Raw genomic sequence first — 22,099 nt, 5'->3', positions numbered from 1 at the left:
GCTCAGTCGATCAGCTGGCGGAACAGGCGGGTGGCCATCAGGCCGACGGCGCTATGGTGGCGCGCCGGCGTCATCAGCGATTGCAGCAGCCGCATGGCCGCCTGCTTGTTGCCCATCGCCGCCACCCGCAGCTCCAGCCGCCGCAGTTCGCCGACCTCGCCGTCGCTGTCGGCCCCGTGGTGGCGGATCACGCCGCGCACGGCGCCGCTGCGCGGGCTGTGGTGCAGGCCGAGCGTGTCGAGCGCGCGCTGGCGGGCGCGGAAGCTGGGCGTACGCGCGGCCGGCGCGCCCGGCTGGCCAGCGATCCAGTCACCCAGGATCTGCTGCTCGTAGGCGCTGAACACGCCGAACATCTCGGCCCGCTCGCTTTGGATCAGGCGCCAGAAGCGGCTGTGGTCGGCCGGCTGGCCGCGCTGTATCCAGCCGGCTTTTTCCAGCTCGCCCAGCATGGCCGGGATCTGCGCCGGATCGGACAGCCAGTCGTTGATGCCGCGCCCGCCGACGCGGCAGTAGTCCGAGTGCATGTTCTTGCCGACGACGCTCTTGGCCGCCATCACGCGCACCAGTTCCGCCTCCAGATCGAACTCGGCGATGACGGAGTTGGTGCCGGCGCCCAGGTCGTTGAGGCGGTAGCCGTCGCGCACGCGGCGCAGGAAGGCGGCGGCGTCGCCGCAGCGGGGCAGCAGTTGCTGCAGCGCCTGCACCGCCTTGAACGCGTGGCCGCTGCCGCCGTTGTCGACGGTGATGTGCAAGGTGAAGTAGTAGGGATCGATGCCCAGCTCGTTCAGTTCGTAGGCGGTGATCAGCAGATGCAGCGGCAATTGTTCGTAGCCGAGGTTGTAGCCGATGATCTCCGGCAGGAAGCGTTCGGCGTCGTAGGCCAGCGCGAGCTGGATCGCGCCCTGCACATAGTGGGTTTCATCGACGTCCTGCCACTGGTCGCAGCCGTGGCTGGCCAGCAGTTTTTTATACAGCACCACGTGGTTCTTGTCCGGCACGCCGTCGCCCAATTCCTCCAGATAGGTCTGGATCAGCGGGCGGAAGTCGGGATCGTCCCAGCGTTCGAGCATGCCGTACAGCCAGGCGCCGTCGACCAGCTTGGTCGGGGCCACATGCTTGATGAAGTACAGCGCGTGCGCCTTGGAGCCGAAATAGCGGCGCGGCGCGCCGTCGCGGCGTTGCTTCAGATAGGCGCTGTATTCGGCGCCGACCGCTACCGAGCGCTCGCCGATCCACGCTTCCATGGCGGCCGTGTCGGCGATATCGTCCGGCAGGTCGCAGCTGAGCAGGCGGGCTTGTTGCAGTTGCTGTTCCAGGAAATTGCGCGCCAGCGCGCGGTCGTTGCCGGCCGGGACGCCGTGCGACAGGGCGCGGTACACCTCGGCGGGCGGCGGCGTGGTGTCGCGGTCGAGACAGGGAGTGGCGATGCGCTCCGGCAGCGCTTGGGCGAGTGGGGACATGGTGTTCTTCCGAAAAAGTGGGACGGCAACAGGCTCGTCTATATTGTCGGTAGATTATCCCCGGCGCTGGGGCCGCGCCCAAGGGGCAAGCCCCCTGTGTTTGTGTAAGACAGAGCTTACATCGGCCCCGGCGGCCTCGATCAGGACCCGGCGGCCATGTATCACGACCCGGCGGTCTTGGCGCCGGCGCCGCGATTGGCCTCGACCCGCTCCGCCGCCTTCTTACCGGCCAGGAAGGCGTGGTCGGAGTTGTAGTACTCCCATTCGCTGTAGCGTCCCGCCAGCACGATGTCGTGCTGTTCCATCCAGGCCCGCACCGTCGCCACGTTGGCGGCGCGCGCATGGTCGTACACCACGTAGGCGTACGGCATGTCGACCTGGTTGGCGGTGAGCACGCGGTCGTCCTCGCGCATCATGCCGACCTTGATGCAATCGTCGATGCAGCGGTCGATCAGGGCCTGGCCGTCCAGCGGCAGCGGCTTCCATGGCGAGTACGAAATCTCGCAGGTGAAGCCGAAGCCGCCGGGGGCGTTGCATTCCGGGCTGGCGTTGCCCTGCACGAAGATGCGGTGGAAGATGCTGTCCTCCGGGTAGTAGATCCAGTGCTTGTCGGTGACGTCCTCGCGGGCGATGCCGATGTTGACGCAGCGGATAGAGATGTGGCGCAGCCCGGCGGCGGCCTGCTTGACCTCGGGCGGCGCGGCGTTGCCGATCAGGCGCACCAGCTCCGGCAGCGGCATCGTCGAGATCAACTGCTCGTACTGCAGGCGGCGGCCGTCGGCCAGTACCACCGTGTGCTCGTCGGGCAGGATGCTGACGGCGTCGGCGTTCAGTTCGATCTTGCCACGGATGTGCGGCACGAAGCCCGACACCAGCGCCTGGAAGCCGCCGCGCTTGGGGTAGCCGAAGCGCGCGTTGGGCCCCATCGGCTTGGCGACCGGTTCGAGCGCGCCTTCGATGATCTGGTTCAGGTCCGGCAGCGGCACCCGTCCGCCCAGCCACGAGGTTTCCATCTCGCTCAGCGGCACGGTCCACAGCTTCTTGTTGTACGGGATGGCGAAGTGGCGGGCGATGCCGGCGCCCCACACGCGGTAGATGAAGTGTTCGAAGTCCTCGCCCTGGGCCGCGCTCGACAGCGCGCTGGCGCTGCTGTTGGCGACATCGGCGGTGCCGTCGGCGCAGCAATCCTCGACCCCGGCCGTCGCGCAGCCTGGCGCGCCGTCGGTCAGGCCGTAGCGCGATTCGATGGCGCCGACGATGCATTCCTTGATGACGGCCGGCGGCAGGCCGTACAGCGCGCCCTGGAACGGATAGCGGGTGAACACCTGCTTGCTGTAGACCCAGGCCTCGCGCATCTGCCAGTGCTGGTTGTCACCGAGCAAGATATCGTACAGTTTGAGCACATACGGGTCGTTCGAGAACATGATGTGGCCGGCGTAGTCGAAGGTGAAGCCCTGGTCCTGGATCGAGCGGCACCAGCCGCCGACGCTGGCGTGGCGTTCCAGCAGCACGGTGTCGGCGCCCAGGTGGTAGGCGGCCGACAGGCCGGTCGGCCCGGCGCCGATGATCAGGCAGCCGGCGCGCTGCGTGGCCGACGCTTGCCGCATCGGGTTGACGACGGCGCTGCCGGCCGCCGCCCCGGCCGAGGCGGCCACGCCGGCGCCGTCCTGCTGGTTGAGCTTGGCGCCCATGCGCGATGGCCGCGTGTTCGCCAGCAGCGCGCGCATGTCGGCGGCGGTGGCCTCCCACGAGGTGTTGTCGACCACGGCGCGCATCTTTTCGGCCAGCGCCGCGCGCAGCACCGGCGTCATCGCCAGCGCGGCCTCGCAGGCGCCGATGAATTCCTCGTGGCCGTGGGCGACCCAGACGATGTCGCTGTACGGATCCTCGACATCCTTGATGGCGGTGCTGACGGACGGCAGCTCGGCCGCCATGTATTCGAGCACCTTGGTCGGGCTGATGTAGCGGGTCGCCTCGTTGAGCGCGAACGGCAGCAGGCACACGTCCCAGCCGGCCAGGAATTGCGGCAGGTCCTGGTACGACTGCTGGCCCAGGTAGTGGATGTTGGGGCGTTGCGGCAGCGCCGCCGGGTCGATCTTGACGACCGGCCCGACCAGCACCACTTGCCACTCCGGATGGGCGTCGGCCAGCGCGGCGATCAGGCCGGTGTCGAAGCGCTCGTCGATGACGCCGTAGTAGCCCAGCCGTGGAGCCGGGATGCCGGCGTGCAGCGGATGCCCGTCGCTACGGTCGAGCGCGCGCCGGAAGTGCGCCGCGTCGACGCTGCTGGGGAAGCAGTGGGCGTTGTGGTGGCGCCCGCGCTTGGCCTCGTACAGGCTGGGGCCGCCTGTGAAGACGAGGTCGGCGATCTTGAGCAGCGCCGTCTCGCGCTGCAGCAGCTGCTTGGGCGGGTTCTTGAAGGCCGACAGTTCGTCCATGCAATCGTAGACGACCAGGCCGGCGTGTGCCGCCGGCAGCAGCGGCAGCGCCATCGGCGTGTAGAACCAGACCACGGGGGCGTCGTCCTCACGGAAGAGCCCGGCAAGCAGCGGTTGTAGCAGCGGGATCTGGTCGTCGTGGAAACCGGGCGCGTGCACCGGCGTGTGCGGCCGGTAAACGGTGACGTTGGGCGCCGGCGTCGAGCTCTGCAGGAAGCTGTCGCCATCATGGAAAACCGGCTCCTCGACAAAGGCGATTTTGTAGTGTTTTGCCAGCCGCGACAGCAGTTGTTGCGGGCGCTGATAGACGAAGTCCCAGCGCAGATGACAAAAGACGATGATGGTTTTCATGATGTTCTCCCAGTGCCCTTGCGGGTCGTGAATTGTTAGACGACGAGGTCGCTTGTCGCCGTCGCCGGTGCCGTCAGGGCGCGCGCCGCGCAGCCTGGTGTGCCGATCCATCGTAGCAATGAACGGCCATTTTTTCTTTTCAATTCCGCTAGGAAAACCAGTTGTAAATCAGCCGCACTTTGTCGCATTTTCCGCGCCGCATCGGCTTTTCTCAGCGGAATTGAAATGCGTTACGGATCGAACATTGCTAGCATTAATTTTCGCCGTGCACATCGACGCGGCACCGACCGCGAGGGATGCGTATGAGTCAATTCGAATATCCGAGACCCCAACTGGTACGCGACGCGTGGCAGTCCCTGAACGGCGAGTGGGAGTTCGCCTTCGACCACGAGCAGCGCTTTAGCCACCCGGGCGATCCGATCGACTGGAGCGCGCGCATCGTGGTGCCGTTCGCGCCCGAGGCGAAGGCCAGCGGCATCGGCGACGAATCGTTCCACATGGCCTGCTGGTACCGCCGCACGTTCGAGCTGGCGGCGCGCGGCGCGCGCACCATGCTGCACTTCGGCGCGGTCGACTATCATGCGCGCGTGTGGGTCAACGGCGTGCTGGTGGCCGAGCACGAGGGCGGGCACACGCCGTTCCACGCCGACATCACCGACGCGCTGGCCGAGGGCCGCGCCCAGACTATCATCGTGCATGTCGAGGACGACCCTGGCGACCTGGCCAAGCCGCGCGGCAAGCAGGACTGGCAGCTCGAGCCGCATTCGATCTGGTATCCGCGCACCACCGGCATCTGGCAGACGGTGTGGCTCGAGACGCTGCCGGCCACCTACATCGGCTCGCTGCGCTGGACGCCGGTGTTCGACGGCTTCGAGATGGGCTGCGAGGTGCTCGCCGGCGGCGACATCCGCGACAACCTGGCGGTGTCGGTGCGGCTGCTGCACAACGGCGTGCTGCTGGCGGCCGACCGCTACCTGCTGGTGGGGCGCGCCGCCAACCGCAAGATCGTGCTGTCGGACCCCGGCATCGACGACTCGCGCAACGACCTGCTGTGGAGCCCCGAGCGGCCGACCCTGCTCGACGCCGAGCTGACCTTGTATTGCGGCGACGAGGTGCTCGACACGGTGCGCTCGTACACGGCGCTGCGTTCGGTGGCGATCAACCGCGACCGCTTCATGCTCAACGGCCGGCCGTATCCGCTGCGGCTGGTGCTCGACCAGGGCTACTGGCCCGACACCCTGATGACGGCGCCGTCGGACGAGGCGCTGCGGCGCGACGTCGAGCTGGCCAAGGAAATGGGCTTCAACGGCGTGCGCAAGCACCAGAAGATCGAGGACCCGCGCTACCTGTACTGGGCCGACCGTCTGGGCCTGCTGGTGTGGGAGGAGATGCCGTCGGCCTACGCCTTCAGCCCGCGCGCGATGACGCGGCTGATCAAGGAGTGGACCGAGGCGATCGAGCGCGATTACAGCCACCCGTGCGTGATCGTGTGGGTGCCGTTCAACGAATCGTGGGGCGTGCCGAACCTGACCTCGACCCAGGCGCACCGCAACGCCGTCGAGGCGCTGTACCACATGACGCGCATGCTCGACGCCACCCGGCCGGTGATCGGCAACGACGGCTGGGAGGCCTCGGCCACCGACATCCTCGGCATCCACGACTACGACGCCGACCCGGAGAAGGTGCAGCAGCGCTACGCCGTCACCGACCCGGTGCGCACCTTGTTCGACCAGCGCCGCCCGGGCGGGCGCATCCTGACCTTGGACGGCTTTCCGCACCGGGGACAACCGATCGTGCTCACCGAGTTCGGCGGCATCGCCTTCGATCCGAACGCGCCGGCCCACCACACCTGGGGCTATTCGCGCGTCGGCGACGCCGACACCTATCTGGCGCGCTACCGGGCGCTGCTCAAGGTGGTCAACGAGACGATCATGTTCAGCGGTTTTTGCTACACCCAGTTCGCCGATACTTTCCAGGAGACCAACGGCCTGCTCAACGCCGACCGCAGCCCCAAGGTGCCGCTGGCGCAGATCAGCGCGGCCACGCGCAACGTTCCCGAGTGAGGGCCGGGTGGTTTGCCGAGCACGATGCGCTGTAGTCCTACGTCATCAGCAGCATTGGGCTGACAACGGCTGACTGCGCCGGCCGTAGAATGCAGAGGTCGCGATGTGATCCGCGCGGCGTGGGGTCAACTACACAGCCAGGGAGAAGAAAATGAACTTTATCGGATGGATTATCGTTGGCGGACTGTTGGGCTGGATTGCCAGCAAAGTCATGAATACGGATGCCCAGCAGGGTATCTTCTTGAATGTCGTCGTTGGCATCATCGGCGCGTTCCTCGGCGGACTGGTGATCGCCCCGTTGCTGGGCACGGGCACCATCAACGACGGCGACTTCAGTCTCGGTTCGCTGGGGGTATCGTTCCTCGGCGCGGTGGTGCTGCTGGCGATCGCCAACCTGGTCTTCCGGGGACGAGCGCGCTAACGCCGTCAACTTATCGCTCCATCGAAACACCGCCCGCGAGGCGGTGTTTTTTTTGCGCGGCGCAAACATGCGTAAAATACCGGCCTGATCGCCAAAACGGCAGGTTTGGACATTCTGGATATGCATGAAAACAAGGTCGCCGCGCACTTTCGCGCGGACCTGGCGCGCTGGCGCCAACTGGTCGCGCCCGCCTGGCTGGCGGCGCTGACGGCCGGCAAAGCGGTGGCGGCGCCGCCGGCGGCCGGCTGGCGCCTGTTCGAAGTCGGCTGCGGCGGCGCGGCGCTGTTCGAACGCTCCCACATCCCCGGCGCCTCGTATCTCGACACCGGTGAATTCGAATCCGGTCCGCTGTGGAACAAGGTCGACGACGACGTTTTATCGAGCCTGCTGCTGTCGCACGGCGTGCGGCACGACACCACCGTCATCCTCTACGGCCGCAACAACCTGGCCGCCGCGCGGCTGGCGCACCTGCTGTTGTACGCCGGCGTGGCCGACGTGCGCCTGCTCGACGGCGGCTTCGCGCTGTGGCAGGCGGGCGGCCACCCGTGCGCGGGCGGACCGTGCGGACGCAGGCCGGAACGCGCGGTGGCCGGCTTCGCCATCGCGTTCCCGGCCCATCCCGCATACCTGATCGGCACCGGCCAGGCGCGCGCCTTGTTGACCAGGCCCGATGGCGCGCTGGTCAGCATCCGCAGCGAGGCAGAATTCCTCGGCAAGGTGTCGGGTTACAGCTACATCGCCGCGCGCGGCGACATTCCCGGCGCGCGCTGGGGCAGGGCGGGCGTCGATGGCGACGTCAACAGCATGAGCGCCTACCACCTTGCCGACGGACGCATGAAGCCGGCCGCCGGAATCGTGGAGCAATGGCGCGAGCAGGGCATCACGCAGGGCATGCGGCTGGGATTTTATTGCGGCACCGGCTGGCGCGCATCGATGGCGTTCTTTTATGCGTGGTTGATGGACTGGCCGCATATCAGCGTCTATGACGGCGGCTGGCTCGAGTGGAGCGGCGGCTGTCGCGCACTATTGGAAACACGTAGGGCGGATTAGGCGGCACGCCGTAATCCGCCATCGTTGAGCCGCCGGCGGCGCACGCATGGCGGATTACGCTGCGCTAATCCGCCCTACGTGTTTCCGTGGTTTTCCGTGTTTCCGTGGTCTTTGTGGGTGCGGCCGGTTGCCGCCGCCGAGCGCCTTGCATCTTTGTTCGATTGAGCCGGATCAAACGCGGGCCAAGTCGCGATGCTAACGTGGGGGCCTTTTCATCCGAAGCCCCATCATGCATGTTCTAGACATCACCATGTACTACGCCGCCGAGGGCGGCGGCATCAGCAGCTATCTCAATGCCAAGGCGGACTGGCTGGCTCGCAACAGCCGAGTGCGCCACACGATACTCAGTTCCAGCGTGCTCGACAATGGCCGCGCGCCGTCGGTCATCCCGCTGCCGGGCATCGCGCTGCCCGGCATCAACGGCTACCGTCTGCCGTGTTCGCTACGCGCGCCGGCCCGCATCCTCCAGCGTTGCCGGCCCGACGTGCTCGAAGTCGGCGACGCCGGCCCCTGCGCGCTGGCCGCGCTGCATGCGCGGCGCCGGCTGCAGGTGCCGCTGATCGGCTTTTACCACTCGGATCTGCACGCGCTGGTCGGCCAGCGCTTCGGCCCGCGCGCGGCGGCGCTCACCGGCAAATACCTGCGTCATGTCTACGGCCAGTTCGACCTGGTGCTGGCGCCCAGCCGGCTGATGGTGCATCGGCTGGGCCAGCTGGGCGTGGCGGGCGCCGTACACCAGCCGCTGGGCGTGGACACCACCGTGTTCCATCCGGCGCGGCGCGACGCCGGGCTGCGCGCGCGCCTGGGCCTGCCCGCCAACACCAGGCTGCTGGTCTATGCGGGCCGCTTCACGCCGCAGAAAAAACTCGGCGTGCTGATCGAAGCGGTGCGACGCCTCGGCCGTCCCTACCATTTGCTGCTGATCGGCGGCGGCGCCGCGCTGCCGGCCTCGCCCAACAGCACGATACTGCCGTTCGAGCGCGACCCGGCCCGGCTGGCGCGCCTGCTGGCCAGCTGCGATCTGCTGACCCATCCCGGCGACGGCGAAACCTTCGGCCTGATCGCGCTGGAGGCGATGGCTTGCGGGCTGCCGGTGCTGGGCACGGGCGGCGGCGTGGCCGAGTTGATCGACCCCGGCACCGGCCTGGTGGCCGAACCGGACAGCGCGGCCAGCCTGGGCGACGGCGTGGCGGCGCTGTTCCGCGCCGATATGGCGCGGCTGGGCGCCAACGCGCGCGACAAGGCGTGCGCGCATTTCGACTGGAACCGCATCATGCCGCAGCTGATGGAGCGCTACGCCGGGTTGCTGGCGTCGCGCCGGCGCGCCCAACCGGACCCGGAGGGCTGCCTTGCCGAATGAACGCAAGGCGCTGTGCGTCTCGATCCACGACGTGGCGCCGGCCACGTGGCCGCACTGCCTGCGCCTGCTGCAAGCGGTGCGCGAGGTGGCCGACATTCCCGTGACGCTGCTGGTGGTGCCGTGCTATCACGGCAGCGCTGGTCTCGACGCCGGCTACGAGGCCGCGCTCGCGGCGCTGATGGCGGACGGCCACGAGCTGGCGCTGCACGGTTACCGGCATCTGGACCACGGGCCGCCGGCGTCGGGCGTGCGGCAACGCTGGCTGCGCGGCGTCTACACCCGCAACGAAGGCGAGTTTTCCGCGCTGAGCGCGGCGCAAAGCCGGCTGCTGCTGGCGCTGGGGCTGGAGTGGTTCGGGCGGCGCGGCTGGCCGGTCGACGGTTTCGTGCCGCCGGCCTGGCTGTTGGGCGACGGCGCCTGGCTGGCGCTGCGCCAGGCGCCGTTCTCGTACACCACCACGTGGACGCATTTCCACCTGCTGTCGCCATGGCGGCGCATCTGGTCCCCGAGCCTGGTGTACACGGCGCGCAACCGTGGCGGACGGCGCTGGTCGCCCCGGCTGGCGGCGACGCAGGCGGCGTGCATGGGCGCGGCCGGGCTGGTACGCCTGAGCCTGCATCCGGCCGACGCCGCCCATCCCGAACTGCTGCGGCACGCGCAGCATTTGCTGGCGGCGCTGCTGGCGTCGCGGGCGCCGATGACCAAGTCGGCGTTCGCCCGGCTGAGCCGATCAGTTTGATGATTTTTCCATCGGGTGTGGTCATAACGGCGTGGCGCTCTCTACAATAGGAGTGATGAAAACACCTCTCAGCGCGCTTCTGCTCCTCTCGATCGCCGCCGCGCCGGCGTTCGCCACCAACTATTACGTCGCCCCCGGTGGCAGCGACAACGCGGCCGGCACGCAGTCGGCGCCTTGGGCCTCGATCGCGCACGCGCAGACCGTGGCCCAGTCGGGCGATACCGTCTATTTCCGCGGCGGCAAATACGTCTACACGGCCGGGGTCGAGGTGTGCGCCAGCCGCACGGCCATCGTCAACGCCATCACGCTCGACAAGAGCGGCGTCTCCGGCCAGCCGATCCGTTACTGGGCGTTTCCGGGCGAGACGCCGGTGTTCGATTTCTCTCAAATGAAGGACGATTGCCGGGTCAAGGGCTTCAACGTCACGGCCAGCTGGGTGCACCTGAAGGGGCTGGAGGTGACCGGCGCGCCTCAGCAGCCCGGCAACACTTTGAACCACGAGTCGTGGGGCGTGTGGAATAGTGGTAGTCACAATATCTTCGAGCTGCTCAACCTGCACCACAACATGGGGCCGGGGCTGTTCATCCAGAACGGCAACAACAACCTGGTGCTCAACAGCGACTCGCACCACAACTACGATCCGTACACGTCGAACGGCGCGGGGCAGAGCGCCGATGGCTTCGGCGCGCACATCAAGGCCAACCAGCCGGGCAATGTCTTCCGGGGCTGCCGCGCGTGGATGAACAGCGACGACGGCTTCGACCTGATCAACGCGTATTCGCCGGTGACGATCGAGAATTCGTGGGCGTGGCAGCATGGCTATCTGCCGGGGACCACCACGCCGCTGGCGGCAGGCAACGGCAACGGCATCAAGGCCGGGGGCTATGGCGGCGTGTATGTCTCCAACGGCGTCAAGCACACGGTGCGTTTCTCGGTGGCTTTTGGTAACAAGGCGGCGGGTTTCTATGCTAACCACCATCCGCTGGCGCTCGATTTCTTTAACAATACGGCGTTCAGCAATGGGGTGAATTACAGCATGCTGGGGATCGCGCCGGACGGATCGGCGGTGAATTTGGGTAATTTGCGTAACAATCTGGCGTACAAGGGAACGGCGACGGCCAATACGGCGGGGCTGGATATGGCGTTCAATTCGTGGACGGCGTCGGTGCAGATCAGCGATGGGGATTTCGAGGATGTGTCGGCCAGCGGCTGGGACGCGCCGCGTCAGGCCGATGGTAGTTTGCCGGCGCTGCGCAGTTATCATTTGAGCGCGACCAGCGATTTGATCGGCAAGGGGGTGGACGTCGGCCTGCCGTTCAAGGGTTCGGCGCCGGATCTTGGAGCGTTCGAGTCGGCGCAATAACGGGCGCGCCCTCGGTTCCACGTAGGGCGGATTAGGCGGAACGCCGTAATCCGCCATTGCATGATCCGCCGGCGACGCCCGACGGATCAATCCACCTCCTGATTAATCAACCAGCTTGGCCGCCAACTGCTGCACCTTGGCCGGATCGGCTTTCACCGCCAGCGCGATCGCGCGGCCGTAATTGGCGTCGGCCTTCTGGAAATAGGACAGCATCGCGTACTTGACGCCATCATCCTTGACCTGTCCCAGGTCGCCGGCCAGGTTGCTCACCAAATTGGCCTGCTGCTGCGCCGTCAGCGAACGATAGAAATCTCCCGCCTGCGTAAAATTGCGCGTCTTGGCGATGCGCGCCTGCTGCGTGGTCCCGCTCAGCGCCAGTTGGCTGGACTTGTACTCGGCGCTGTCGGTCAGCGGCGCGTGCTCGCTCGGCTGGTAATTCACCTCGCCTTTGCGCGCGCCGCTGTTGGCCGCGCCATCCTGGTTGTAGTTGGCGGCGGCAGTGCGTGGACGGTTGATCGGCAGTTGCAGGCCGTTGGCGCCCAGGCGGTGCAGTTGCGTGTCGGCGTACGAGAACAGGCGTCCCTGCAGCATGCGGTCCTCCGACGCTTCGATGCCCGGCACCAGGTTCGACGGCGCCATCGCCGATTGCTCGGTCTCGAGGAAGACGTTGTCCGGGTTGCGGTTCAAGGTCATCGTGCCCACTTTCACCTCCGGCACGCTGGTTGGCCAGATCTTGGTCGCGTCAAGGCCGTTGAAATCGAGCTTGGCCAGTTGTTCCGGCGACAGCACCTGCACGTACAAATCCCATTTGGGGAAGCGGCCCTCCTTGATGGCGGCGATCAGATCGCCCGTCATGTGGTTGAAGTCGCGCCCCTGGATGTCCGACGCTTCCCTGGCCGTCAGCGTTTTTTCGCCCTGCAGCGATTTCCAGTGGAACTTGACGTAGTTGACCTGGCCCTTGGCGTTGACGAATTTATACGCGTGCACGCTGTTGCCGTCCATTTCGCGGTAGCTGGCCGGCGTGCCCTGGTCCGAGTACACGCGCGTCAGCATGTGGGTCGATTCCGGCTGGTGCGAGAAGAAGTCGAAGAACCGGTTCGGATCCTGCACGTTGGTGTCCGGCGACGGTTTGAGCGAGTGCACCATGTCCGGGAACTTGATGGCGTCGCGGATGAAGAAGATCGGCAGGTTGTTGCCGACCAGGTCCCAGTTGCCTTCCTTGCTGTAAAACTTGGTGGCGAAGCCGCGCGGGTCGCGCAGCGTTTCCGGCGAGTGGTTGCCATGGATGACGCTGGAGAAGCGCACGAACACCGGCGTTTCCTCGCCCGGCTTGAACACCGCCGCGCGCGTCAGGTCGGAGATGTCCTTGCTGGCGACGAAGACGCCGTGGGCGCCGGTGCCGCGCGCGTGCACCACGCGCTCGGGCTGGCGCTCGCGGTCGAAGCGCTGCAGTTTCTGGATCAGTTGGACGTCCTGCAGCAGCACCGGGCCGTTGGGGCCGGCCGTCTGCGAATTCTGGTTGTCGCCGATGGGCGCGCCGTTGTCGCGCGTCATGATGGTGCTGTTCTGGGCGGCGGCGGCGCCGATGCCGGCCACCGCCGTCATGGCCAGTGCGGCCAGGCGGCGGACGAGCTGAGTCGATTTCATTGGGATCTCCCTTTTGATGATGATGTGAAAGTTAACCTTAACGGTTGAGTCACTATTGTCAAAATCAATTATTTATATGAAATCGATAGCTTTTTGTGTTGGTCCGGCTCCGGTAGTGATTAGTGGTTTTTTTTCCGCATCCGGCGCGCTGGACGTATCCCCCCGGCGGTGGCATGCTTGCGATGTTCCAGACCAGCAACGGAGTAGGTAATGCCGTATTCGCAGGGCGCGGTGATTTTTTCATGGTGGTCCAAAGCGCGCGCGTGGCCGGCCGTGGTGCTGGCGTGGCTGGCTGTCGGCTGCCTGTGCGCGTCCGCCGCGGCCGAGCAGATGTCGCTGCGCCAGTTCGGCCAGGCCGACAGCCTGGCCAACCAGGCGGTCACCTCGATCGTCCAGGACGGCGAAGGTTATCTGTGGGTCGGGACCGAAAACGGTTTATTCCGTTTCGACGGCGCGCGCTTCAAGCGCTATGGCAAGCGCGATGGTTTGCCGGCGCCGTTCATCACCGCGTTGGCGACCGACGCCGCCGGGCGGGTGTGGATAGGCACCGACGCCGGCGTGTGCCAGTGGCGGCGCGACGGCTGCACCCCGGTCGCGGCGCCGGACGGCGCGAGTATGGTCCTGTGGCCCGGCCAGCGCTTCGCCCGCAATGGCGGCGATGTCATGCTGGTGGTGGGCAAGCGCGACTTGCTGGAGGTGCGGCCCGGCGCCGCCCCCGGCACGTGGCAATCCCGATATTATTTCAGCGAGGCGCAACGCCGCGCGCACCCGGAGTTGGCGCAGATCGGCAGCATCGCGGCCGGTCCGGACGGCGACCTCTGGATGGGGTGTGGGCAGCAGGTGTGCCGTTACGGCGCCGGCGGCCTGACCCGCTACGGCCCGCAACAGGGCGTGCCGGCGGCGATGTGGCGCGCCATCTTCGCCGCCGGCGACGGCACGATGTGGCTGCGCAGCCAGGATTACATGCTGTCGCTGGCGCCGGGCGCCGAACGCGCGCAAGCCCATACGCCGCCGGGCGTGGCGCAGGCCACGGTCAGGCAGTATTTTCCGATGGCCCAGGACAGCGACGGCACCATCGTGTCGAACAACGACAACGGCCTGCTGCGCGGCGTGGCGGGCGGGTGGCGCGAATATGGCGCCAGCGAGGGGCTCAAGGCCGATGGCGGCATCTCCGCCATGCTCGTCGACCGCGACGGCGACTTGTGGCTGGGGCTCGCTGGGCGCGGCCTGGCGCAATGGCAGGGCTACCGGGGCATCGCCAACTGGACCACCGCGCAAGGGCTGCCCAGCGACGATATCTGGTCGTTCCACCGCGCCGGCGACGGCACGCTGTACCTGGGCACCGGGCGCGGCATGGCGATCCAGCGGCCCGGCGAGGCGCGCTTCAGCAAGGCGCCGGGCGGCTACCAGGGCGCCGATCATCAACTGGGCACGATGGCCAGGGACCGCGCCGGCAATCTGTGGAGCGGCACGTTTTCCGGTGCGCTGGTGCGCCAGGACGCCCGCACCGGCCGCAGCGTCCACGTGGCCTCGCTGCCGTTGATTTTGCGGCTGTTCGCCGACACCACCGGACGCTTGTGGATCGCCACCAATCGCGACCTGTATGTGATCGACGATCCGCAGCGCTCGTCGACGCCGCGGCTGCTCGGGGAACTGCGGCCTTTGCTGGGCAAGGAGCGGGAGAACAACGGCGTGAGCGCGGTCTGCCAGACCGGCGACGGCACGCTGTGGTTTGCCGCCGGCGAGCGGCTGCTGCGACTAGCCGGTGGCCGCTGGTCGCTGCCGAAGGTGCCGGCGCCGATCAATATGCTCAGTTGCGACGCCGGCACGGTGTGGCTGTCCGACGTCGACCACGACTCCATCTGGTACGGGCCGGCCGACGCCGGCGCCGACGCGCTGCCGCTGGCGCGGCTGCCGCTGGCGCCGACGCCGATGGCCGGCCGCGCGGTGATGTCGATGCATGTCGACCGGCGCCACTGGCTGTGGATCGGCAGCGACGCCGGCGTGGCCGTCTGGAGCGGCAAGGCCTGGCGCGTGCTCAATCAGCAGAGCGGCCTGGTTTGGAACGACAGCAACCAGTACGCGATCTTCGAGGATGCCGACGGCTCGATGTGGATCGGCACCAGCAGCGGCGCCTCGCATATCGTGCATCCGCAGGACCTGTTCGCGCCCAGGGAGCTGGCGCTGCGGATCGAGTCGGTGGACTACGACGGCCACGCGCTGGGCGTGCGCCAGGCGCAGATGATCGCCTGGAGCGGCGGGGCGCTCGAGGTGCGGCTGGCGGTGCTGTCGTTCCGGAACCACGAGGCGCTGCGCTTCCGCTACCGGCTCAAGGGACTGGAAAGCGCGTGGACGGTCACCGACACCGCGACGCTGCGCTATCCGGCGCTGGCGCCGGGGCGTTACGTGCTGCAGGTGGCCGCCGAGAACACCGTGCTGCAGGCGGCGGCCGGGCCGATCGAGCTGCCGCTGACGATCATGCCGCCATGGTGGCAAAGCGGCTGGTTTTATTCCTGTTGCGCGCTGCTGGCGCTGACCCTGGCCTGGCTGCTGTACCGCTGGCGCCTGCGCGGCATCCTGCGCCGCAGCGCCGAGATGGAGCAGCTGGTGCGCGAGCGGACCTTGGAGCTGGAGGCCTCGCGCGAGGAGCATCGTATGCGCTCGCTCAAGGACGGCCTGACCAAGGCCTGGAACCGGGTCGCGATCATGGAGATGATCGGCCAGCAAATCGCCACCACCACGCGCGCCGGCGGCAGCTTCATGGTGGTGCTGCTGGACCTGGACCACTTCAAGCGCATCAACGACACGCACGGCCACCTGGCCGGCGACGCCGTGCTCAAGGAGTTCGTGCGGCGCCTGTCGGACCGCCTGCGCGGCTCCGACGTGGTGGGACGCTACGGCGGCGAGGAGTTCATCCTGCTGCTGCCCGGCCTCTACGCCGGCGGCGGCGAGCAGCGCATCCGCGACCTGCACCGGGAAATCTGCGCCGGGCCGGTGGTGGTGGAGGAGGGCGTCGTCATCGACGTCTCCTGCAGCTTCGGCGTGGTGGCCGGGCCGCAGGAGGGCTGCACGCCGGAGTCGCTGCTCAAGCAGGCCGACCGCGCGCTGTACCGCGCCAAGGAAAACGGCAGGAACCGCATCGAGTACGCCGAGCGCGAATCGTGAGCCGGCGGGCGGCGTCCAACTTTTCATACGGGCGGCCGGCGGGCGGTCCAGCTTTCCATGCCGGCAGCGCCGCGCAACGACAATTTCCATAAAGAATTATCATTAAAATCAATGGCTTGGACGGCCATTTTGCTTGGCGACCGGCTGGCATAGCCATTGCTATCTACCCGTACCCCGCGGCGCCGCCGGGGGCTTGATACGGAGATGATAAAAGTGAAAAAAAAGCGCCCACTAACGCTGTACATCCTGATCGCCATGGTGCTGGGTGTAGCCGTCGGCTACGCGTGCCACGAGGCGTTCCCCGATAAAAAGGCCGCCGCCGACGTCGCCGGCCATATCTCGATCATCACGGACGTGTTCCTGCGGCTGATCAAGATGATCATTTCGCTGCTGGTGTTCTCGACGCTGGCCGTCGGTATCGCGCACCTGGGCGACGGCAAGGCCGCCGGCCGCATCGGCATGAAGGCCATGGCCTGGTTCGTGATCGCCTCGCTGGTGTCGCTGACCTTGGGCATGGTGTTGTCGAACCTGATGCAGCTGGGGACCCATCTGGGGCTGCCGCTGCCGCCGGCCGACGCCACCACCGGCCTGAAAACCTCGGCCTTCACGCTCAAGGAATTCGTCAGCCACATGGTGCCCAAGTCGCCGGTGGAGGCGATGGCCAACAACGAGATCCTGCAGGTGCTGGTGTTCGCGATCTTCTTCGGCGGCGCGCTGGGCGCGCTGGGGCAGTCGGCGGCCAAGCTGACCGCCGGCGTCGACCAGCTGGCGCAGGTCATGCTGCGCATCACCGGCAGCATCATGAAGCTGGCGCCGCTGGCCGTGTTCGCGGCGATGGCGTCGGTGGTCACCACCAACGGCCTGGGCATCCTGGCGACCTTCGCCAAGTTCATGGGCGGCTTCTATCTGGGCCTGTTCTGCCTGTGGAGCTTGCTGATCCTGGGCGGCTTCGCCTTCATCGGCAAACGTGTGTTCCGCCTGATCGCGCTGATTCGCGAACCGTTCCTGCTGGCGTTTTCCACCGCCAGCTCGGAGGCGGCCTATCCGAAACTGCTGGTGGCACTGGACCAATTCGGCGTGCAGCGCAAGATCTCCAGCTTCGTCATGCCGATGGGGTATTCGTTCAACCTCGATGGCTCGATGATGTACTGCACCTTCGCCGTGCTGTTCATCACGCAGGCCTATGGCATCGACCTGTCGTGGGGCACCCAGATCACCATGCTGCTGCTGTTGATGGTGACCTCCAAGGGCATCGCCGGCGTGCCGCGCGCGTCGCTGGTGGTGATCGCCGCCACGCTCAATCAATTCCACATCCCGGAGGCGGGCCTGCTGCTGTTGATGGGCATCGACCAGTTCCTCGACATGGGCCGTTCCGCCACCAACGCCGTCGGCAACGCCGTGGCCACGGCGGTCGTCGCCAAGTGGGAAGGCGCGCTCGATGAAGAGCAGGCGCCGCTGGCGGAGTCCGCGGCGGAAGGCGTGGCCAACATCCGCGCCGCGTGAGGTAAGTAAAAAAGCAGGACCACAAAAGTAAGACCACAAAAGTAAACTCAGGAGATGTATAAGATGCAAAAGAAAGTCATCGGCGCCTTGGCGCTTGGTTTGTTGTCGTCCACCGCGCTGGCGCAATCGTCGGTCACCATCTACGGGATCGCCGACGCCGGCCTGCTGGTCGAACGCGGCGCCGCCGCCGGCCAGACCAGCAAGATCGGCAGCGGCATCGCGTCCGGCTCGCGCCTCGGCATCAAGGGCAAGGAAGACCTGGGCGGCGGCATGGTGCTGGCCTTCGGTCTGGAAAACGGCAACAACCTCGATAGCGGAACGGCCGCGCAGGGCGGGCTGCTGTTCGGCCGCCAGGCCTACCTGTGTCTGACCACCCGGGCCGGCTCGTTCAGCATCGGCCGCCAGTACTCGCCGTTCTACAAGGCGTTGAACAACGTGGCCGACCCGTTCCAGACCGGCCTGGCGGGTAACTCGCAAAACATCTTCGCCAACAATTCGCGGGTCGACAACTCGGTGGAGTACATCACGCCGCAGGTGTCCGGCTTCTCGGCCGACGTGTTGTACGGCTACGGCGAAGTGGCGGGCGACGCCAGCAAGAACCGCAGCATCGCCGCCAGCGGCACCTATGAAAACGGTCCGCTGACGCTGGTGCTGGCGCACCAGCAGCGCGACAATGCGCTGGCCACCGCCAAAAGCCGCAACACCATGCTGACGGCGCGCTACCGCTTCGGCGAGATGGTCACCGCCCACGTGGCCCATGCCCGCAACAAGGACTTGCTGGAGAACGAAAGCAAGGATACGCTGCTGGGGTTCACCGTGTCGCTGCCGGTTGGTAAACTGCTGGTGTCGTACATCGATCACAACGACGACTCGGCGCTGCGCCAGGACGCGCGCCAGGGCGCGGTCGGCTATCTGTACCCGCTGTCGCGCCGCACCGACGTGTACACGGCGTATGGCCATATCAACAACCGCAACGGCGCCGCTTTCCGCGTCGGCACGGCCACCGACACCGGCACCGGCACCACCGGATTCAACCTCGGTGTGCGGCATGTGTTTTAATAGCCGGGGCTCGAACGGGGTATGATCGCGGGTTGAGGTAAATTCAGAGGGGATTATGGCGGCAGCACCATCGCAGGCGGTTCCACCATCGCGGCCAGGCCGGCGGCTATGGCGGCGACTCACGCTGTGGGTGCTGCTGCTGGTCGCCTGCCTGGCGGTGGCCGCTTTCGCCTGGCGCTGGGCCGAGAACGCCGCCATCGAGCGGCTGCGCCTGTCCGGGGCGCAGCGGCTCGATGGCTATGCCCTGAGCCTGGAGAACCTGCTGGCCAAATACGACTTCCTGCCCGGTACCCTGGAATTGAACAAGGACGTCATCGCGCTGCTGCAAAAGCCGGGCGACGACGCCCTGCGCGGGGAAGTCAACGAATACCTGGAGAAGGTCAACCGCCTCTCCAAATCCACCACCATCTATATCGTCAACCTGCAGGGCGTGACGCAGGCGGCGAGCAACTGGCGCGAGCCCGATAGCTTCGTCGGCGACGACGTCTCGTTCCGCCCCTACGTGCGCGACGCGCTGCGCCGGGAGCCGGGCGGCTTCTACGGCGTGGGCACCACGCGCGGCGAGCCGGGCTACTTTTTCGCGCACGGGATCTATCACAACGGCCGCATGCTGGGCGTGGCCACCGTCAAAGTCAATATCGAGAAGCTGGAAAAGGGCTGGGTACAGGGCGCCGACAAGGTGCTGCTGACCGACGCCCACGGCGTGGTGTTCCTGACCTCCGTGCCGGAATGGAAGTACCGTACCCTGGCGCCGCTGGAGCCGGAGGTGCGGCGCGAGCTGGAGGCGTCGCGCCAGTATTTTTCGCACGCGCTCACGCCACTGGGCATGCGCGAGACGGGCCGCACCGACGGCGGCGCCGGTATCGTCACGGTGTCCGATGCGGGGCCGCGCTTGACCATGCTTAGCCAGTCACGCTCGCTGGCGCCGCGCAAATGGCGCTTTGTCTACCTGTCCGATCTGGCCCCGGCCCGGGCCAGCGCGCGCAATGTGTTTTTGTTCGCCTGCCTGGCGCAGGCGCTGCTGGTGATGCTGGTGCTGTACACGCGCCAGCGCCGCCGCCTTGGCCGGCAGCGGCTGCGCGCGCGCGAGGATCTGCAGCGCGCCTACGACAACCTGGAGACCATGGTGGCCGAGCGCACCTCCAGCCTGCAGCAGATGACACACAACCTGAGCGAAGAGAATATCGTGCGCCGCAAGGCCGAACAAAAGCTGCGCCAGGCGCAGAGCGAGCTGGTTCAGGCGGCCAAGATGGCGGTGCTGGGCCAGATGTCGGCCGGGATCACGCATGAACTGAACCAGCCGCTGACGGCGCTGCGCACGATGGCCGACAACGCCAGGGTGTTGATCGAGCGCGATCGGCTGGACGAGGCCAAGACCAACCTGGCGACGATCTCGCAGCTGGTCGCGCGCATGGGATTGATCACAGGCCAGTTGCGCCAGTTCGCGCGCAAGGCCGACGCCAGCCCGCGCGCGGTGCCGGTGGCGGCGGCGATCACCGCCGCGCTGTTCCTGGTCGAGCGGCGGGTCGAGCGCGAACGCGTCAACTTCCGCATGTCCATGCGCGGCCAGGACGTGCATGCGTTGTGCGACAGCAACCGCCTGGAGCAGGTGCTGGTCAATCTGTTCACCAACGCGCTCGACGCCATGGCCGGCAGCGAGACGCGCGAGCTGACGGTGGCCGTCGAACGCACCGACGACCGCGTGATGATCGGCGTGGCCGACAGCGGTCCGGGCATCCCGGAAGACATCCGCGCCCATTTGTTCGAACCATTTTTCACCACCAAGCCGCAAGGGCAGGGCCTGGGACTGGGGCTGGCCATCTCCGAGCAGATCGTGCGCGAGTTCGGCGGCGTGCTGCGGGTGGAGGCCGGCGCCGGCGGCGGCGTCAGTGGCGGAGCCAAATTTATCATTGAATTGCCGCTTGCGGAGCAGGAGACTATAGATGTATGAAGCGATGAAAGTGCTGTTGGTCGAGGACGACGCCACCGTGCGCGCGGGCAGCGTGCAGGCGCTCGACCTGGCCGGGTTCCAGGTCGAGGCGTTCCACGCGGCCGAACAGGCGTTGGCGAAGATCACCCCGGGCTTCGCCGGCGTGCTGGTGACCGACGTGCGTTTGCCCGGCATGAGCGGGCTCGATCTGATGGCGGCGGTGAAGGCCATCGACGCCCAGCTGCCGGTGGTCTTGGTGACCGGCCATGGCGATATCACGATGGCGGTCAACGCCATGCGCGACGGCGCCTACGATTTCATCGCCAAGCCGTATTCGTCGGAGCAACTGTCCGAGGTGGTGCAGCGCGCGCTGGAAACGCGCCGCCTGACCCTGGAAGTGGCGGCGCTGCGCCACCGGATCGAGCATGGCGTCGGCATCGAGGCCACTTTGCTGGGCGATTCGGCGCCGATGCGCGACCTGCGCCGTTTGATCCTCGACCTGGCCGATGAACCGGCCGATGTGCTGATCTACGGCGAGACCGGCACCGGCAAGGAGATGGTGGCGCGCTGCCTGCACCAGTACAGCCGCCGCCACAAGCGTCATTTCGTCGCGCTCAATTGCGGCGCCATTCCGGAGAATATCTTCGAGAGCGAAGTGTTCGGCCACGAGCCGGGCGCCTTCACCGGCGCCGCCAAGCGGCAGGTCGGCAAAATCGAACACGCCGACGGCGGCTCGCTGTTCCTCGACGAGATCGAGAGCCTGCCGATGTCGCTGCAGGTGAAGATGCTGCGCGTGCTGCAGGAGCGGTATGTCGAGCGGCTCGGCTCCAACAGCCAGGTGCCGGTGGACGTGCGCGTGATCGCCGCCGCCAAGGACGACTTGAAGGAGCTGTCGGACCAGCAGAAATTCCGCAGCGATTTATACTATCGCCTGAACCTGATCGTGCTCAATCTGCCGCCGCTGCGCGAGCGGCGCGAGGACATTCCGCTGCTGTTCGAGCATTTCCTGCTTGGCGCGGCGGCGCGCTACAAGCGCGCGGCGCCGCCGGTTCCGGGGCCGTTGATGCAGTCGCTGATGGCGCACGACTGGCCGGGCAACGTGCGCGAACTGCGCAACATCGCCGAGCGCTTTGTGCTGGGATTGTCGAGCGGCTCCGATGGCTTGCTGTCGGCGCGCAGCCTGGCGCCGCTGCCGCTGGCAGAGCAGGTGGGCTGCTTCGAGCGCGCGGTCATCGAGCAGGAGCTGCGCAAGGCCGGCGGCAGCGTCAGCGAGGTCAGCGTGGCGCTGGCGGTGCCCAAGCAGACGCTGTACTATAAAATGCAGAAGTACGGGCTGACCTCGGACGTTTACAAGTAGGGCGGATTAGCGCAGCGTAATCCGCCATTGCGTGCGTCGCGGCGGCGCATGCAGTGGCGGATTACGGCGTTCCGCCTAATCCGCCCTACGTGCCTCCTGGGTGCCTCTAGGGTGGCTATGCCGATTTCGTCATTTTTTGTGATCGGCCGGTGCAAGACGGACGGCGCCGCCCGGCGTACATTATCGGATACGA

General features: G+C 66.9%; 14 protein-coding genes. 11 read left to right on the top strand and 3 right to left on the bottom strand.

The features are described 5' to 3' along the window. Nucleotides 1-2 precede the first annotated feature (2 nt). Complete coding sequence (locus tag JOD97_RS13980; protein WP_209718627.1) at nucleotides 3-1,460, bottom strand: iron-containing redox enzyme family protein; 1,458 nt, start codon at nucleotides 1,458-1,460, stop codon at nucleotides 3-5. Nucleotides 1,461-1,621: 161 nt separating this feature from the next. Continuing rightward, the gene (locus JOD97_RS13975; RefSeq protein ID WP_209718624.1) at nucleotides 1,622-4,249 is read right to left on the bottom strand and encodes an NAD(P)-binding protein; all 2,628 of its coding nucleotides are present in this window, start codon (nucleotides 4,247-4,249) and stop codon (nucleotides 1,622-1,624) included. Nucleotides 4,250-4,551: 302 nt separating this feature from the next. Here JOD97_RS13975 and JOD97_RS13970 point away from each other — a divergent pair, with 302 nt between their 5' ends. The 6 genes from JOD97_RS13970 (at nucleotide 4,552) to JOD97_RS13945 (ending at nucleotide 11,245) form a co-directional block, all read left to right on the top strand. Beyond that, the gene (locus tag JOD97_RS13970) at nucleotides 4,552-6,312 is read left to right on the top strand and encodes a glycoside hydrolase family 2 protein (RefSeq protein WP_209718621.1); all 1,761 of its coding nucleotides are present in this window, start codon (nucleotides 4,552-4,554) and stop codon (nucleotides 6,310-6,312) included. Between the two features lie 151 nt (nucleotides 6,313-6,463). Further along, nucleotides 6,464-6,733 carry a GlsB/YeaQ/YmgE family stress response membrane protein gene (locus tag JOD97_RS13965; protein WP_209718618.1) on the top strand — a complete coding sequence of 90 codons (270 nt, stop codon included), beginning with the start codon at nucleotides 6,464-6,466 and terminating at the stop codon, nucleotides 6,731-6,733. A 120-nt stretch (nucleotides 6,734-6,853) separates the two neighbouring features. Further along, nucleotides 6,854-7,783, top strand: coding sequence for a sulfurtransferase (locus JOD97_RS13960; RefSeq protein WP_209718616.1), 930 nt, complete (start codon nucleotides 6,854-6,856; stop codon nucleotides 7,781-7,783). A 229-nt stretch (nucleotides 7,784-8,012) separates the two neighbouring features. Continuing rightward, nucleotides 8,013-9,143 (top strand): glycosyltransferase, encoded by a 1,131-nt coding sequence (locus tag JOD97_RS13955; RefSeq protein WP_209718613.1) that lies wholly within the window; start codon nucleotides 8,013-8,015, stop codon nucleotides 9,141-9,143. After that, nucleotides 9,133-9,882, top strand: coding sequence for a DUF2334 domain-containing protein (locus tag JOD97_RS13950; RefSeq protein WP_209718608.1), 750 nt, complete (start codon nucleotides 9,133-9,135; stop codon nucleotides 9,880-9,882). Before JOD97_RS13955 ends, JOD97_RS13950 begins: the two co-directional genes overlap by 11 nt. A 55-nt stretch (nucleotides 9,883-9,937) precedes the next feature. After that, nucleotides 9,938-11,245: a right-handed parallel beta-helix repeat-containing protein gene (locus tag JOD97_RS13945; protein ID WP_229264444.1), complete on the top strand. Its 1,308-nt coding sequence runs from the start codon at nucleotides 9,938-9,940 to the stop codon at nucleotides 11,243-11,245. 102 nt (nucleotides 11,246-11,347) lie between these two features. Here JOD97_RS13945 and JOD97_RS13940 read toward each other — a convergent pair whose 3' ends face one another. Beyond that, nucleotides 11,348-12,892, bottom strand: coding sequence for a catalase (locus JOD97_RS13940; protein ID WP_209718605.1), 1,545 nt, complete (start codon nucleotides 12,890-12,892; stop codon nucleotides 11,348-11,350). 210 nt (nucleotides 12,893-13,102) lie between these two features. Between JOD97_RS13940 and JOD97_RS13935 the strand changes: the two genes are divergently transcribed. From JOD97_RS13935 to JOD97_RS13915, 5 genes are all read left to right on the top strand, one after another. Next, nucleotides 13,103-16,057, top strand: a complete 2,955-nt coding sequence (locus JOD97_RS13935; protein WP_209718602.1) for a ligand-binding sensor domain-containing diguanylate cyclase — start codon at nucleotides 13,103-13,105, stop codon at nucleotides 16,055-16,057. A 213-nt stretch (nucleotides 16,058-16,270) separates the two neighbouring features. After that, nucleotides 16,271-17,560 carry a dicarboxylate/amino acid:cation symporter gene (locus JOD97_RS13930; RefSeq protein WP_209718599.1) on the top strand — a complete coding sequence of 430 codons (1,290 nt, stop codon included), beginning with the start codon at nucleotides 16,271-16,273 and terminating at the stop codon, nucleotides 17,558-17,560. A gap of 63 nt (nucleotides 17,561-17,623) precedes the next feature. After that, entirely contained in the window at nucleotides 17,624-18,619 is a 996-nt protein-coding gene (locus tag JOD97_RS13925; RefSeq protein ID WP_209718596.1) for a porin, read from the top strand. A 55-nt stretch (nucleotides 18,620-18,674) separates the two neighbouring features. Further along, the gene (locus JOD97_RS13920) at nucleotides 18,675-20,570 is read left to right on the top strand and encodes an ATP-binding protein (protein WP_209718593.1); all 1,896 of its coding nucleotides are present in this window, start codon (nucleotides 18,675-18,677) and stop codon (nucleotides 20,568-20,570) included. Further along, the gene (locus JOD97_RS13915) at nucleotides 20,563-21,906 is read left to right on the top strand and encodes a sigma-54 dependent transcriptional regulator (RefSeq protein WP_209718590.1); all 1,344 of its coding nucleotides are present in this window, start codon (nucleotides 20,563-20,565) and stop codon (nucleotides 21,904-21,906) included. The genes JOD97_RS13920 and JOD97_RS13915 overlap by 8 nt, the downstream gene beginning before the upstream one ends. The last annotated feature ends 193 nt before the right edge of the window (nucleotides 21,907-22,099 follow it).

Origin of the sequence: Duganella sp. 1411 (assembly GCF_017833525.1) — a bacterium.
Taxonomy (GTDB): domain Bacteria; phylum Pseudomonadota; class Gammaproteobacteria; order Burkholderiales; family Burkholderiaceae_D; genus Rugamonas.
The sequence above is the reverse complement of the archived record's forward strand: the minus strand, read 5'-3'. Positions and strand labels throughout refer to the sequence as shown.

Bases quoted from the DNA above. Each gene is read 5' to 3' on its own strand.
- JOD97_RS13980 (WP_209718627.1), bottom strand. From the start codon at position 1,460: ATGTCCCCACTCGCCCAAGCGCTGCCGGAGCGCATCGCCACTCCCTGT.
- JOD97_RS13975 (WP_209718624.1), bottom strand. From the start codon at position 4,249: ATGAAAACCATCATCGTCTTTTGTCATCTGCGCTGGGACTTCGTCTAT.
- JOD97_RS13970 (WP_209718621.1), top strand. From the start codon at position 4,552: ATGAGTCAATTCGAATATCCGAGACCCCAACTGGTACGCGACGCGTGG.
- JOD97_RS13965 (WP_209718618.1), top strand. From the start codon at position 6,464: ATGAACTTTATCGGATGGATTATCGTTGGCGGACTGTTGGGCTGGATT.
- JOD97_RS13960 (WP_209718616.1), top strand. From the start codon at position 6,854: ATGCATGAAAACAAGGTCGCCGCGCACTTTCGCGCGGACCTGGCGCGC.
- JOD97_RS13955 (WP_209718613.1), top strand. From the start codon at position 8,013: ATGCATGTTCTAGACATCACCATGTACTACGCCGCCGAGGGCGGCGGC.
- JOD97_RS13945 (WP_229264444.1), top strand. From the start codon at position 9,938: ATGAAAACACCTCTCAGCGCGCTTCTGCTCCTCTCGATCGCCGCCGCG.
- JOD97_RS13940 (WP_209718605.1), bottom strand. From the start codon at position 12,892: ATGAAATCGACTCAGCTCGTCCGCCGCCTGGCCGCACTGGCCATGACG.
- JOD97_RS13935 (WP_209718602.1), top strand. From the start codon at position 13,103: ATGCCGTATTCGCAGGGCGCGGTGATTTTTTCATGGTGGTCCAAAGCG.
- JOD97_RS13925 (WP_209718596.1), top strand. From the start codon at position 17,624: ATGCAAAAGAAAGTCATCGGCGCCTTGGCGCTTGGTTTGTTGTCGTCC.
- JOD97_RS13920 (WP_209718593.1), top strand. From the start codon at position 18,675: ATGGCGGCAGCACCATCGCAGGCGGTTCCACCATCGCGGCCAGGCCGG.
- JOD97_RS13915 (WP_209718590.1), top strand. From the start codon at position 20,563: ATGTATGAAGCGATGAAAGTGCTGTTGGTCGAGGACGACGCCACCGTG.